Annotated in this window: 10 protein-coding genes; 5 read left to right on the forward strand and 5 right to left on the reverse strand. The window is 66.4% G+C overall.

Annotated features, from left to right (window positions below):
• The gene (locus tag AC07VX_RS17290) at nucleotides 1–1,143 is read right to left on the reverse strand and encodes an HlyD family secretion protein (protein WP_495119393.1); all 1,143 of its coding nucleotides are present in this window, start codon (nucleotides 1,141–1,143) and stop codon (nucleotides 1–3) included.
• Nucleotides 1,100–2,701 carry an MFS transporter gene (locus AC07VX_RS17295; protein ID WP_493165669.1) on the reverse strand — a complete coding sequence of 534 codons (1,602 nt, stop codon included), beginning with the start codon at nucleotides 2,699–2,701 and terminating at the stop codon, nucleotides 1,100–1,102. The genes AC07VX_RS17290 and AC07VX_RS17295 overlap by 44 nt, the downstream gene beginning before the upstream one ends.
• A 553-nt stretch (nucleotides 2,702–3,254) precedes the next feature.
• Here AC07VX_RS17295 and AC07VX_RS17300 point away from each other — a divergent pair.
• On the forward strand, nucleotides 3,255–4,415 hold the full coding sequence (locus AC07VX_RS17300; protein WP_493165668.1) for an AraC family transcriptional regulator: 1,161 nt from the start codon (nucleotides 3,255–3,257) through the stop codon (nucleotides 4,413–4,415).
• A gap of 143 nt (nucleotides 4,416–4,558) precedes the next feature.
• On the opposite strand, the gene AC07VX_RS17305 is transcribed toward AC07VX_RS17300, so the two are convergent.
• Nucleotides 4,559–5,395 carry an alpha/beta hydrolase gene (locus AC07VX_RS17305; RefSeq protein WP_493165667.1) on the reverse strand — a complete coding sequence of 279 codons (837 nt, stop codon included), beginning with the start codon at nucleotides 5,393–5,395 and terminating at the stop codon, nucleotides 4,559–4,561.
• 401 nt (nucleotides 5,396–5,796) lie between these two features.
• Nucleotides 5,797–6,840 carry a hypothetical protein gene (locus tag AC07VX_RS17310; protein WP_493183926.1) on the reverse strand — a complete coding sequence of 348 codons (1,044 nt, stop codon included), beginning with the start codon at nucleotides 6,838–6,840 and terminating at the stop codon, nucleotides 5,797–5,799.
• Here AC07VX_RS17310 and AC07VX_RS17315 point away from each other — a divergent pair.
• The 3 genes from AC07VX_RS17315 (at nucleotide 6,736) to AC07VX_RS17325 (ending at nucleotide 9,603) form a co-directional block, all read left to right on the forward strand.
• Nucleotides 6,736–8,175, forward strand: coding sequence for an aminotransferase-like domain-containing protein (locus AC07VX_RS17315; RefSeq protein ID WP_493165665.1), 1,440 nt, complete (start codon nucleotides 6,736–6,738; stop codon nucleotides 8,173–8,175). The two genes, AC07VX_RS17310 and AC07VX_RS17315, sit on opposite strands and share 105 nt — an antisense overlap.
• A gap of 120 nt (nucleotides 8,176–8,295) precedes the next feature.
• Nucleotides 8,296–8,550 carry a DUF6364 family protein gene (locus tag AC07VX_RS17320; RefSeq protein ID WP_493165664.1) on the forward strand — a complete coding sequence of 85 codons (255 nt, stop codon included), beginning with the start codon at nucleotides 8,296–8,298 and terminating at the stop codon, nucleotides 8,548–8,550.
• Nucleotides 8,551–8,772: 222 nt separating this feature from the next.
• Nucleotides 8,773–9,603, forward strand: a complete 831-nt coding sequence (locus AC07VX_RS17325) for a PEP-CTERM sorting domain-containing protein (protein WP_493165663.1) — start codon at nucleotides 8,773–8,775, stop codon at nucleotides 9,601–9,603.
• 83 nt (nucleotides 9,604–9,686) lie between these two features.
• On the opposite strand, the gene AC07VX_RS17330 is transcribed toward AC07VX_RS17325, so the two are convergent.
• Entirely contained in the window at nucleotides 9,687–10,724 is a 1,038-nt protein-coding gene (locus AC07VX_RS17330) for a PEP-CTERM sorting domain-containing protein (RefSeq protein ID WP_493165662.1), read from the reverse strand.
• 620 nt (nucleotides 10,725–11,344) lie between these two features.
• Here AC07VX_RS17330 and AC07VX_RS17335 point away from each other — a divergent pair.
• Nucleotides 11,345–12,442 (forward strand): D-alanyl-D-alanine carboxypeptidase family protein, encoded by a 1,098-nt coding sequence (locus AC07VX_RS17335; RefSeq protein ID WP_493165661.1) that lies wholly within the window; start codon nucleotides 11,345–11,347, stop codon nucleotides 12,440–12,442.
• Nucleotides 12,443–13,067: the final 625 nt, after the last annotated feature.

Genomic DNA, 13,067 nt, shown 5'->3' on the forward strand with positions numbered 1-13,067 from the left:
TCATGGCTGCTGCGCGCTCGTGTCCACTTCGGCGGTCACCGACATGCCCGGACGCAGCTGGCTGGCCAGCGGATCATTGGCGTCGACGGCAATGCGCACCTGCAGGCGCTGCGGGACTTTGGTGAAGTTGCCGGTAGCGTTGTCTGCGCGGAGAACGCTGAATTCCGATCCCATGGCCGGCGCAAGCCGCTCCACGCGTCCCTTGAGCCTCGCGTTACCCAGGCCGTCGACCTGCAGCTGAGCCGCCTGACCCGGCGCCATGTGCGCGGTCTGGGCCTCCTTGAAGTTGGCCACCACCCAGACCTGGGACGGCACGAGGGCGAGAAGCTGGGTGCCCGGTGTCACGTACTGACCTAGCTTGACGCCGATTTCGCCGGCGTTGGCAGCACGGGGAGCCCGGATGCGGGTGTTCTCCAGATCGATCTGTGCCAGCTGGACGGCGGCCTGGGCGCCCTGGATGGCGGCCTCCACGGCTTGTTTGTTCACATCGACCGCACGCAGGTCCTGCCGGGCCACCTGGATGGCGGCGCGGGCCTGATCGGCATGGGCAGCGGCCTGTCGTTGCCCGGCCTCGGCCTGGCGCAGCGCGCTTTCAGCCTGTTCTTGTTCGCGCCGGGACACCGAGCCATCGACCACCAGGGCCTGTGTGCGCAGCGCCTCCGCCTGGGCTCGGTTGAGCTGGGCGGCGACATTGGCCTGCTGGGCCTCGGCCGCCGCGAGCTGGGCCTGCGCATTGGCGATGCCGGCCTCCCGCACCCGGCGCGCCTGGGCGATGTTGGCCAGATTGGCTTCCTGCACCGCCAGTGAGGCCTTGGCCTGCGCCAGTCGTTGCTGGAAGTTGCGGTCGTCCAGCCGGACGAGCACCTGGCCGGCATCGACCGCTGCAAAGTCGCGCACCAGGACTTCGGCAACGTAGCCGTCGACCTTGGGTGCGATGACTGTCACGTTGCCGCGCACATAGGCGTTCTCGGTGGACTCGACGGCGCCCTGAAACGGCGGCAGGCGCCACGCATGGAGCACCAGCGCGACGCCGCCGATGGCAGCGGCCGCGATGGCAACGTTTGAGAGGCGAGGGATCTTGCGCATGATGGTTGTTGTTTCAGGATCTGGCGGTGGACTGGCGGCGCAGTCCCCGGATGGCAAGGACCGTGAGCCAGAGCAACATGGCCGCGGCCAGTGCGCCGGTGGAGGCGAATAGGTCGTCGTATGCCAGCACGAATGACTCGCGGCTGACTTGCTGATGCAGCAGTGCGAGACCTTGCCTGGCGCGCGCTGTGGGATCGGTCACGACGCGCGCCACAGAGCCAGCGAGTTGATGCAGGCGGATCGCTACTTGCGGATCGCCAATCTCCAGGCGTTCGACGAGGGCGGCGTAATGAAAGCTCTGGCGCCGGGCCACCCAGGTGCTGACCCACGCCGAGCCGAGCAAGCTGCCCATGAACTGCGCCGCGCTGAATGCGGCAAGGAAGCTCACGAGTTGGCGCCCGCCTTCCGCCATCACCGGCCCGAAGCCCTGCAGCAGTGAGGCAGAAAAGAACAGGCCCAAGCCGACCGCCAGCAGGGTCTGGCTCAGGTAGAACTGCTCTGGTCGGCTCAGGGCCGTGGCGTGGCTGTCCATGTACGCGGCACACAGCACCAACCCCACGGCGAGGACGGACAGCAAAGGTGCGCCGCGCCTGACGGCCAGGACAGCCGCGAGCACGAAACCGGTCAGCAGACCTGCGCTCGCCAGGGAGAAAAGCGTCCGCATCTGTGTGTTGGACTGGCCGAGCACCGACATCAGCCCGACGACGCCCACCGTCTGCTCCGACAGCACGATGCGAAACAGCAGCACGGCCAGCACGAAGCGCAGCATGTAGGGGCGAGCCAGCCACCGAATATCAAGCAGGGGACGGGGGCGGTTCAGGTCGATGAGGGTGTAGAGCGCCATGCAGGCGATGGCGAGTGCCAGGCACCAGCCCAGCCAGGCTGCGTCGGTCCACCAGGCCAGACGCCCCTGGGAGATGGTCACGCACAGCAGCGCCAGGCCGCCGGCATACAGAGCAAACGGCACCAGATCGCCTGCTTCGAACGCGGGCTGCCGTGGCTGCGGCCTCAGGGGCACGGCGTGGATGGCAGCCACGCTCAAGGCGGCCAGCGCAACGTCCAGCAAGAACAACCCATGCCAGCGGCCGGCCGCCAGCAGATCGGGCGAGATCACGCGGCTCAGGGGCCCTGGCAGCTGCAGGCAGGCGAAGCCGATCAGCAGCGCCAGCGGGGCCAGCTTCTGAGGAAGCGCCTCCATCATGTAGAAGACCGCCAGCGTGCTCAGCGGCGCAGCAGCGAGGCCGAGCGCGGCGCGCACCGCGATCGCTGAACCAAGGGTGTCCGTCAGCAGGTGCAGCGCGCTGATCGCCAGGAACAGCCACAGGCTGGCGACCGTGAACGCGCGCAGACCGTAATGCAGGCGCATCTTCGTGACGAGCAATGTGGCCCATAGCGCCGTTGCAAAGTAGGCGGTCGTGAGCCAGCTGGCCTCGGCTGCCGTTGCACCCAGTGAGCCCTGGATATCGCCGAGGTTGTTGGTGACCAGGTAGAGGCCGAAGCCCTGGGTCAGGCCGAGCAGCACCGCGGCCATGGCCCGCGCGAGCAGCAGGGATTTGTGGGTGGGCAGGTCCGCCGCCAAGCCGGGCTGCGCCATGGGAGCGAGTTCTGTGGTCATAGCGGTGCGTCCAGGGTGGGCCGGCACGTCGCGAATTGCGGCACTTCCGACCGCCCTGATACCGGTTGCTTGGGTCCGCATGTTGGCCTTGCCCCGTCTGCGTGCGTAGGTTCAGATACCGCTCGAAGAAGGCGTATCAGCCGATGCGGCAAGCGACGCGTGAACGGCCTCACCGAGCGCGGATCTGTCTGTGGCGCGAGGGCCGGCGCCGCCGGCGGCCACAGCGAGAACCGTCGAAGGGGGGTGAGCCACAGGCGTCGTGTTCGCCAGCGCCGCTGTCCAGAAGAAGCCTCGTTCATGCGGTTCCGATCGGGTGAAGGCCGTCGCGCCTGGTGGCGCCACGCCGGGCCGTCGTGCCCTGGATTGGGGCGTCGACGCAAGAGGCCACACGGTGGGCCGGCAGGTGGGCGAAGGGCGGCTGTGACTGGCGCCGTCTCGCTTCGCTCGACCGGAAGAATTCTGTGCAGGGCAGTGCCGCGCAAAAAGTCAGAGTCGGACAGAGGGCGCATCGGATCGGACAACTTGGCGTGCCGCGTCGCGCCGGACATGCAGAATGCGCGACGGCACCCTCCACTCAACGCTTTCGTTCGCGCCCGCCCGCACCATGCGCATTGCCTCTCGTCCCGCCGCGGACCTGGTGCCGCCGGTCCCACGCTTCCCGGCCCACGCCGCGGCCCGGGTGAGAGAGAAGATCTACGCGCCGCTGAAGATCCTGAGCGTCGTGCAAGCCTTGGCTGGGTGCGGCGTGGCCGGCGATGCCGCGCTGGCGGACACCGGCCTGAGCGCAGAGCAGATCCGCGATCCCGAGGTCAGAACCTCGGTGCAGCAACTGTTGATCGTGGGGCGCAACGCCGTCCGCCTATGCCCCACCCCCGGGCTCGGCCTGGTGGCCGGCCAGCGCATGCACGTCAGCAGTTATGGGCTGTACGGCTACGCGATGCTGTGCGCGGACTCCATGCGCCAGGGCTTCGAGATGGCGATGCGCTACCAGGACCTGGGCACGCCTGTGATGCCGGTAGCCTTGCTCGAGGAGGGCGACAAGGCGATTTGGCACCTGCCGAGCCATGCCGACGTCGAGATGCTGGGCCTGAGTGCCGAGCAATACGCCTTCTTCCTCGACATGCAGTTCGCGATCCACGTCACCCTCATCAAGGACGTGATGGGGCCGTGGTGCGTGCCGGCCGAAGCCCTCTACTCACTGCCGACGCCCAACCATGCCGAGCAGGTGGCGCGGATGCTGGAATGCCCCGTTCGCTTTGGTGAGGGCGTGAACGAGCTGCGCTACCCGCGCGCCTGGCTGGACCGCTCGCCGCATATGGCCAACCCCATCACGGCGGCCCAGATGTCCGAGACCTGCGAGCGACTGATGGCGCAGATCTCATGGCAGGCGGGGTTGACGCGCCGCGTCTACGAGGAACTCACGCGGACGCCAGGGCGGTTTGCGAGCATCGAGACCGTGGCGTCATCGCTGTGCATGACCTCGCGTACGCTCAGGCGCAGGCTGAACGCCGAAGGTACCTCGTTCAGCGACTTGTTGGCGCGTGTTCGCCACGCGCTGGCGCAGGACTACTTGCGCACAACCGACCTGTCCGTCGAGGACATCGCCGCCGCGCTGGGCTTCAGCGATGCGAGCAGCTTCCGGCACGCGTTCAAGCGCTGGTCGGGGAAGTCGCCGCTGGCGTGCCGCGGCAGCCTGGGCCGCTCCGGGCCGTGATGTCGATGTCGTCGGGTCAGCCGAGGGTGCGTTGCTGCCCAAGGTGCCCGGCGAAGGCGCTTGCGGTTCTCCGAACCGGCAGGCTGCTGCCGCAGGACGCGGGCGTTCGCGGGCAGCTTCACGCTGGCCGAATTCGAAGCCTCTTAGTGGCGGCGCAGCATCCATTCGGCCAGGCAGCCCATGACCTGTTCGCGCTCTGGCTCGTTGAAAAGCTCGTGCGCCAAGCCGTCGAAAAGCCTCGCCTGCACCACGCCGGAAGGCGCGGCCGCCGCAAATGCCGCGCTGCCGCGCGGCGCGACGCATCGGTCGGCACCGGCCCACATCAGCAGCGTTGGCACACGCCAGCGGGGCGCCAGCGAGCGGACGACCTTGCCGCCGTGAAGAATGAAGCGCGCGAGCCTCGGCGTGATGTGGTCGTGCACCAGCGGATCGGCGATGTACGCCTTCACGATGGAGGCATCGCGCGACACCCATTCGGGCTTCAAGCCGTTGCTCATGGTGAAGTTGGGTGCAACCAGGCCAGACGTGGTCAGCATCAACCTCTGCATGGCGTTGATGTCGGCGGCCAATGCCGGTGAAGCGAGCGCCAGGGCATCCACCTCGCGCGACCAGGCCGCCGGCCGTGGCCGCAGCGTTTCAGCCACAAAGCGGGATGCGATCAGACCTCCCATGCTGTGGCCGATCAGTACCAGCCGACCGGGGTACTGCGCGCGCACTGAATCGATCACGAGGGAGAGATCGGCAAGCAATGCATCATCGGAGTCGATGCGTCCTCGCGCGCCGCCGCTGCGGCCATGGCCTCGATGGTCGTACGCGATCGCGTTCCAGCCCCCGCGATTGAGAGCCGCTGCCGGGTAGCTGTAGCGGCCCCCATGGTCCCCGAGGCCGTGCACGAACAGCGCCGTGCCTCGTGGGTTCGGGCAGGGCCAGTGGTGCAGATGCAGCGCGAGGCCATCGGCGGTGCGGAGGTTCGGGGGCATGGACATGAACTGGCTTGGCATCCGTGTGAGGCATCTGCACACCGAGTTCCGCGAGTCGTGCGCAACCGGCGATCCCATGATGGACAGGCTTGCAGCAATCGCGACGCACTTCATTCCGCGGACATGGATTGCGTGGCCCGACTCCTGCAGGTATCCGGACTGTGCACAGGGTCGCCTCTGCGCGACAGGCTCAGAATCCGGTGGCAAAAGGGGTATCAGATGGGCTTTTGACAAGGTGCATCGGCGATGCGCGAAACCGCCACCCATGCCTGCCAGAGGGGACGCGATCCGGCCGGAGCCCATCTGCTGGAGTCTCGCGGTGGATGCACTGCTCTAGTGCGCGCGACGTGATGGCAAGGGTGCTGGCCGCCATCGGTTGCCATCGGGCTTCGGCGACCTCGTCAGAGCTGGCCAACGGGAGTCTTCGACTCAAGCCAGCGCCTCACGATCGAGTGCAGGTCCTGCAGTTCAGCCCGCATGGCAATTCGCAGTCCATCGGTGTCGATCAGCTCGTCTTCCCGCAGGAGCAGGTTGTCGAGCGACGCCAGTCGTGTGTCTGCGCTACCGCTCGCCGATTGCGGCAGAGCGGCAAAGCGCAACCCATCCCGCCCTCCGTCAAGCAGCGCCAGTCCTGGCGGGTGTGCGGCACTCCACTGGACGGGACACAGGAGCAAGATTGGGTGCAAGCCACCGACGTTGACTCGGCCAAGCGGACCGGTCAGCGTCAGCGCGTGCCCGGTATCGAGCGCCTGCACCGCGGCGCTTCCTCGATGCAGCATGTCCTCGATGGCGGAGCTGGGCCAGATGCCAGCGATGTCGCCGCGGGCAAGCGTCGCTATGCGATGGTCACGCAAGCTGGCATTTCGTCCGTCCAGTAACGCTCCGATGACGCATTGATGCGATGCCAGCACTGCCGCGGCCTTCGGCGCAGTCTGCTGAAGGCGAAGCACTTCGCTCAGCGCTTCTGCACGGTTCCCGCCAGTGCCGCCCAGCGATGCAGGGACGCCCGCCCGGGTCAGCCCCGCCTTTCTGAGCCAGGCGAAGACATCCCGCGCACCTGCCGCTCCGCAGCCGCAGCTGACAGTCGCCTGGCTCTTGGCAATGGCCCTTGAAGCCCGGACCGATCTTGGAATGCTCATGCGTGGTCGCTGAAAGGGGAAGCCATCAGGGAGGCTGGCGAAAGGGGAAGATTCGATTTCAGGCGGGTTGGCTGACAGGTCCGCTTCGGGCCTGGGGCCCAATCCATGGCGCGAAGCATGGTTGCTGCCGTCACCAGCGCATAGGGCCAGAATCGTCGAGAACGACCGTGTCAGGTCAGAGGCTGACTTGAGGGGAACGAGGTGCACCGATACAAGGAGTACGCCGATGAGCTCGCGCAGCGGATCCAGGCTGGTCACCTCAAGCCTGGCGATCGGCTGCCGTCCGTGCGCGAAGTGAAGCGCCAACGAGGAATCAGCGCATCGACGGTATTCGCGGCGTATTACCTGCTGGAAACGCAGGGCTACGTCGAGGCGCGCAACCGGTCGGGCTACTACGTCACCGAGAAGACGCCGGTCGTCGCGGAAGCGGAGCCAAGCGCCTCGGTTCCGCAGGCTTACGCCATGCCGGTGGACATCTCGTCCCTCGTGTTTCAGGTACTGGCCCAGGCCCGGCAGCGGGACATGGTGCCCATGGGCTCCGCATTCCCGTCGCCCGAACTCTTTCCGTTGCCCCAGCTGGCCATGGGGATGGGCCGGGCGATGCGACGAATGGATCCGTGGCAGACAGTGGAGGATCTATCACCGGGCAATCCCGCGCTGCGTCATCAGGTCGCGATGCGATACGGCGTGATGGGCATGGACGTCTCTCCGTCCGAGCTTGTGATCACCAGCGGCGCCATGGAGGCGTTGAACCTTGCGCTCGAAGTGACGACGCAGCCCGGAGACCTTGTCGCCGTCGAGACGCCAGCGTTCTACGCCGCCCTGCAAGCCCTGGAGCGTCGCGGGCTGCGTGCGGTCGAGGTCCAGACGCATCCGCGCACGGGCGTGGACATGGATTCGCTCCAGCGCGTGCTCGATGCCCATGAAGTGAAAGCTTGCTGGTTCATGCCGACGTTCCAGAATCCCATGGGATGCACGATGCCTGATGAGGCGAAGCAAGCGCTCGTCCGGTTGTTGACGGCCAAGCAGATCCCGCTGATCGAGGATGACGTTTACGGGGAGCTTCACCACGGCCCCAGGCGTCCGCCACCAGCCAAGGCGTGGGATCGGGATGGCTTGGTCCTGCACTGCGGCTCGTTCTCGAAGTCGTTGGCCCCGGGCTACCGGATCGGATGGGTCGCCGCGGGTCGATTCGCCACGCGGCTGGCTCGACACAAACTGATGAGTTCGCTGGCCACGGCATTGCCCTCACAGCTGGCGATCCTCGATTTCCTGCAGGAACGAAGCTTCGAGCGCCATCTTCGATCCCTGCGGCATGCGCTGGCTCGCCAGCAGGCAGCGGCGATTCGCGCGATCGAGCAGTATTTTCCCGCCGGAACCAAGGTGACGCGGCCGCAGGGCGGCTACTTTCTCTGGGTTGAGCTGCCGGAGCACATGGATGCACTGTCCATTCATCGTCAGGCCGTCCAGCAGGGCATCGGCATCGCACCTGGCCACCTGTTCTCCGCGGATCATCGCTACAGCCATCATCTGCGCATCAACCACGGTTATCCAGGGGACCCTCGGACGGAGGCATCCTTCCGGGTGCTGGGAGACATTGTTCATCGCGTGCGTGAACAAGCAGGGCCGCTTAGCAATTGAGGATCGGACGAAAAGCGTCTCGCTGCCGCAGGCGCCCATTGCGGCTTCCCGACATGGGCGAGTGACCAGCCCCGGGTCCTCAAGGGCAAGCGGGCAGCGTCGGCGATCGGCCTGGTCCAGATGCACCTCGTTGCACGGCTTGCGCTCGTCACGGGCGACCAAAAGCCGCAACTACCGGACAGACTGCTCGCCGGTGGGAAGGCCTTGGCCGCAAAGCTGCGGACCATCCCTGCGAGGTTGATCAAGGAAGGGTTGCAGTTGAGGTCGCGCCCGTCGGTGCAACTGCCGGTCTTCGAGGGGCGCGGTGGGGTGGTGGCTGGCCTGGGGCCGCGTAGCAAAAAGGCATTGCCGGAGGCGCTTGGCGGTGACGCCTGACGGCAACAACCCTGTGGCCAGTCGGTGGGGCGAATCGATCTGGTGCGTCAGGCGATGCCGGATGCGCCGCTGCGTCGGACGCGAGGTGCCTGGGCCACCGCAACCCAGGGTCTTCAGTCCCTTGAGTCCAGACGGGATTTCAGTGACATTTGCAGTTCGCCCTGCGCGCCAGGTTCACGGTGATCCTGCGCGCCCGATGCGGAGTTGGAAGGGTTCCCTGCCATGTCTAAGACTGCACTTCTTGCCTTGGCCGCCTGCGCCGTTGCCGGCAGCGCACAGGCCGCTGCGCCATTGATCGACAACTTTGACTTCCCGCAGGCGGCGGCGCAGGACAACTCGAACGGCACGGCGTCCTCGTCCGCTACGAAGTCGGGTCTCGATCTGGCATCGATCATCGGCGGCGAACGCGAGATCTACGTCAACGCCGTGAGCGGCGCAGATGCCTTCAACGGTACGCGTGCCGGTGTCTCGTCCTCCAGGTTCTCCTTTGCCAATGACGCCGGCGTCGCGGGCTTCGGCGCACTGCGGTGGGACGGGGCCAGCAACACTGGCTTCGACTTGACAAAAGCCGACTTTGGCATCGATCGAACCGGTTTCGCTGGCGTCAACTTTTCGTCCGTGGCGGACAGCCTGAAGCTCACCGTGCTGCGTTCCGACGCTGCCTTCCCGATCACGCTGCAATTCTTCTCGACCGACACCGACTGGACGAGCTTCACGTTCTCCGCGGTGCCCGTTTGCAGTGCTTCCGACAGCAATTGCCTGGCGCAATCCGGCGCAGTTGCCGGCCCGGTCGACTTCTACTTCAACTATTCGCTGATCAATCTGCTCGGCACGAAGTTCGGCACGGGCGCCGATTTCGCCAGCATCACATCGATGCAGATGATCTACAACTTCAACGTCTCGACGGGAACCGCCGGGCTGGCTGAGTCGGTTGATTTTTCGGTAGATTTCCAGACGGTCACCTCGTCCGTGCCGGAGCCGGGTGGTTTCGCGTTGACTGGCGTGGGCGTGATGGGACTGTGGTTGGCGGCGCGCCGCCGACGCGCCGGCTGAAACAGCCCGGCGAGGAACCAGGCGCTCTGACGAGTTGACACGGTTCAGCCCGGCTGGAGCTTCGGGCCTTAGGCCCGCACGGCTCAGGGCCTTGCTCGGCGCCGCGCCACGCCGCCCAGCAGGGCCAGGCCGGCCAGCAGCGTCGCCCACGTCCCCGGCTCGGGCACCGCTGCGTAGATGCCGGCGAGTTCGCCGTCGAAGGCCAGCCCCTGGGCGCTGACCAGGTCGGCGTCGAAGGAATGCGCGAAGTAGCCGCTCGACTGCGACGTCGTGCCCTGACCCATGGCCTGTACGAACAGGTTCATGTCGCCCGAGATCTCCAGCGTGTTGCCGACGAAGGTGGACACGGTGTAGCGGCGCAGGCTCGTATCCGGAAAGTGGCTCAATTGGTCGGACGCGCGGATGCTGTTGTTGACGTATACGTAGTCGTTGGCCGACGGCAGCGTGCTGCCCACCCATTCGCCTGGAGGCCCCCAGCGCGACTCGATCAGGCCTTCGGCGCCGGTCCAGGCGTCGACCTTGGCGTCGAACAGAACGTGCCCGTAATAGCCGAAGCTCATCACCTTGGCTGGACCGCACTCGCCGCAGCCTGGCACGCCCTGGTTCAGGTCGATGATGCGGTAGTCCACGCGTGCGTCGACGCTGGCCAGCGAGCGCGCGTTGCCGTAGGTCGGCATGCCGCCGAACGTCATCGGGTTGAGCCAGCCGGCGCCTATCTGTCCATCCACGCGCAGCAGCACGTCGAACTGGACCGGCGCGCCCCAGTCCAGACCCGACGTGCCGGGCAGCACCTGCACATGCTTGAAGAAGCTGGCGTCGGTGCTGGCGGTGAACAGGTTGGCCGCCGACGGGTGCCACGCGCTCAGCGTGGCCACGCCGCGCAGCGTCTGCTGCGCCGCCGCTGCCGTGCCCTGGTGCAGTGACTGCTGCAGGCCGCCTGCCAGCGCGCTATCCAGCGACAGCGGCGCCAGCACGGCCGCCTCGCCCGGGCCTGCCGACACGCTGCTGCTGAGCCCGTTGACGTCTCGGATCGTCACGCCGGACGAGGCGATGGGCGCGGCCTGGGCCAGCGGCCCCAGCAGCGCCACGCAGGTGGCGATCAAGCTACGCGAAATGGACACTTCGGCTCTCCTGCAGGGGTGGACGACGCCTTGCAGTGTGAGGACGGGTCGCGGGGCAGGCATTGAGCAGGATCAAGCATCGCGCGTTCGGCGCTCGGCGGCGGGCGCGCCCCGGAATGCAGGCCGCATGAACGGCCTGCAAAGCATCGGTACGCCGCGGCCTGCGACATCCGGCGCGCACCAGACGGTGTTGCCCGCACAGGACGGCAGCCGCCGCAAGGCAGACGGTCCACTACGGTTACAGGGGCAGGTGCGTTGATACCCTGAAGCGGTGAATCCGCGTCCAACGGACCTGACGATGTTTCGTTGTCGTCACGACCCGCATTGGCCCCGCAGCACGCGGGCCCCCACAATGGATGCCGTGACCGAATGGGCACGCTGCCCAAATTGGCGTCGTGACGACCCCTTGCGAGGGGTCGGCCCCCAACATGCTCCCCGTTGTCGCTTTGTTGAAAACGCACCTCTCGATGATTTCCCGCACCCCTTCTGCCTCCCTGCTTTGCGCCGTCCTTGCCAGCGCGTTCCTTGTCGCCGCGCCCATCACGGCCCTCAGCGCCCAACATGCCAAGCCGCGCGCAGCCGCGCACAAACCCAAGGCCGCCGCACCGGCTGAGCCCGCGATGACCACCGACGCCAACGGGCAGTCGGTGCCGGTGCTCGCCAACAAGGCCTGGGTGCTGATGGACTTCAACACCGGGCAAATCCTGGCTTCGTCGAACCCGGACGAGCCGCTGCCGCCGGCGTCGTTGACCAAGATGATGACCAGCTACCTGGTCGAGCAGGGGCTCAAGAGCGGCAAGCTCAAGCCCAACGAACCCGTCACCATGAGCCTGAGTGCCTGGTGCCGCGGCGGCAAGGAGGGTGACAGCTGCATGTTCGTGCCCCTCAATGCGCAGGCGTCCCTGATGGACATGCTGCGTGGCGTGGTCATCGCCAGCGGCAACGATGCCTCCAAGGCTCTGGCCGAACACATCGGTGGCTCGGAGGCCGGCTTCGTGGCGAAGATGAACGCCGAGGCCCAGAAGCTGGGCATGACCAAGACCAGTTTCGCCAACGCGGCAGGCCTGCCCGACCCCAACAACAAGGCCTCGGCACGCGACTTGGCCGTGCTGGCGGCCGCCATCATCCGAAACAGCGCCGAGTACTACCCCATCTACGCCGAGCGTGAGTTCAGCTACAACGGCATCAAGCAAGGCAACCGCAATGCGCTGCTGTACACCGACCCCACGGTCGACGGACTCAAGACCGGGCACACCGAGGAGGCGGGCTATTGCCTGACCGCTTCGGCCAAGCGCAATGGCATGCGCTTGATCTCGGTCATCTTGAATGCCGACAGCAAGCAGGCCCGCGCCGACCAGACCCGCGTGCTGTTCAACTGGGGATACGCCAACTTCGAGGAAGCTTCCCCCGCGCAGGCTGGCGCAACGCTGACCAGTGCCAAGGTCACTTATGGCGTGGCTCCGGAGGTGAATGCCGGCATTGCACAGCCCTGGACGCTGGTGGTGCCCAAGGGCCAGGCGGCGGCTGTCAAGACCGCGGTGACGCTGAATCCTGCACTCGAGGCGCCGATCGCCAAGGGCGCCGTGATCGGCAAGATCGTCGCCACGGCCAACGGCAAGCCCCTCGGCGAGGCCCCGGTCATAGCGCTCACCGATGTGGAGCGCGCCGGGTTCTTCGAGCGCCTGCGTCAGCGCATCGCCGGCTGGTTCTCGAAATAAGGCACCCGGTGGGAGGGCGACCCCCAACTCTCGCTGTCAAGCGCGGGGGGGGCGTCAGGCGGTTTGCGCACGCTCACCAACGAACGCTTTGCGGTGCGCCAGTGCCGGTCATCCTTGTGGCCGACGATGCGCTGCGGTTCATGCTGCTGAACACTACCAAGGTCACGACGCTGGACGCGAAGAACTTTGCCATAGGGGGCTGAGCGTAAACGCGTGAAGTCAGCTTCCTGAAGTTCTGAATGCGACCGGCGAATGGCGTTGACGTCGCGTAGCTCTTTTCTTCCAGGCGCCGTCAGGTCATGCAGACGCGCATTCAATCAGTTCTGTCGGCAATGGCGACGAGTTCGACATCTCGCCTCGCACTTGCGCGGCTACTGCGTGCACGGGAGCATGGCCAGCTTCTCGCAATGGTTGCGCCTGCCCAAGTACGTCACTGAAAGAGCTGCACTCCAGGCTGGAGGTCGAGTTCACGTCCGTCTGCTGGATTCCGGGGAAATCTTGGTGCGAATCGCCAGAGCCAGAACCATTCCTGCCGCCTTTCGACCCTTGGAGGGCGACGGCGTGCCGACCGCTGGCAAGCCCCTCACGGAAGAGGATGTCGCAGCATCGTGGTGACTCGTTGACC

Source organism: Roseateles sp. GW821-FHT03B02 (assembly GCF_059421025.1).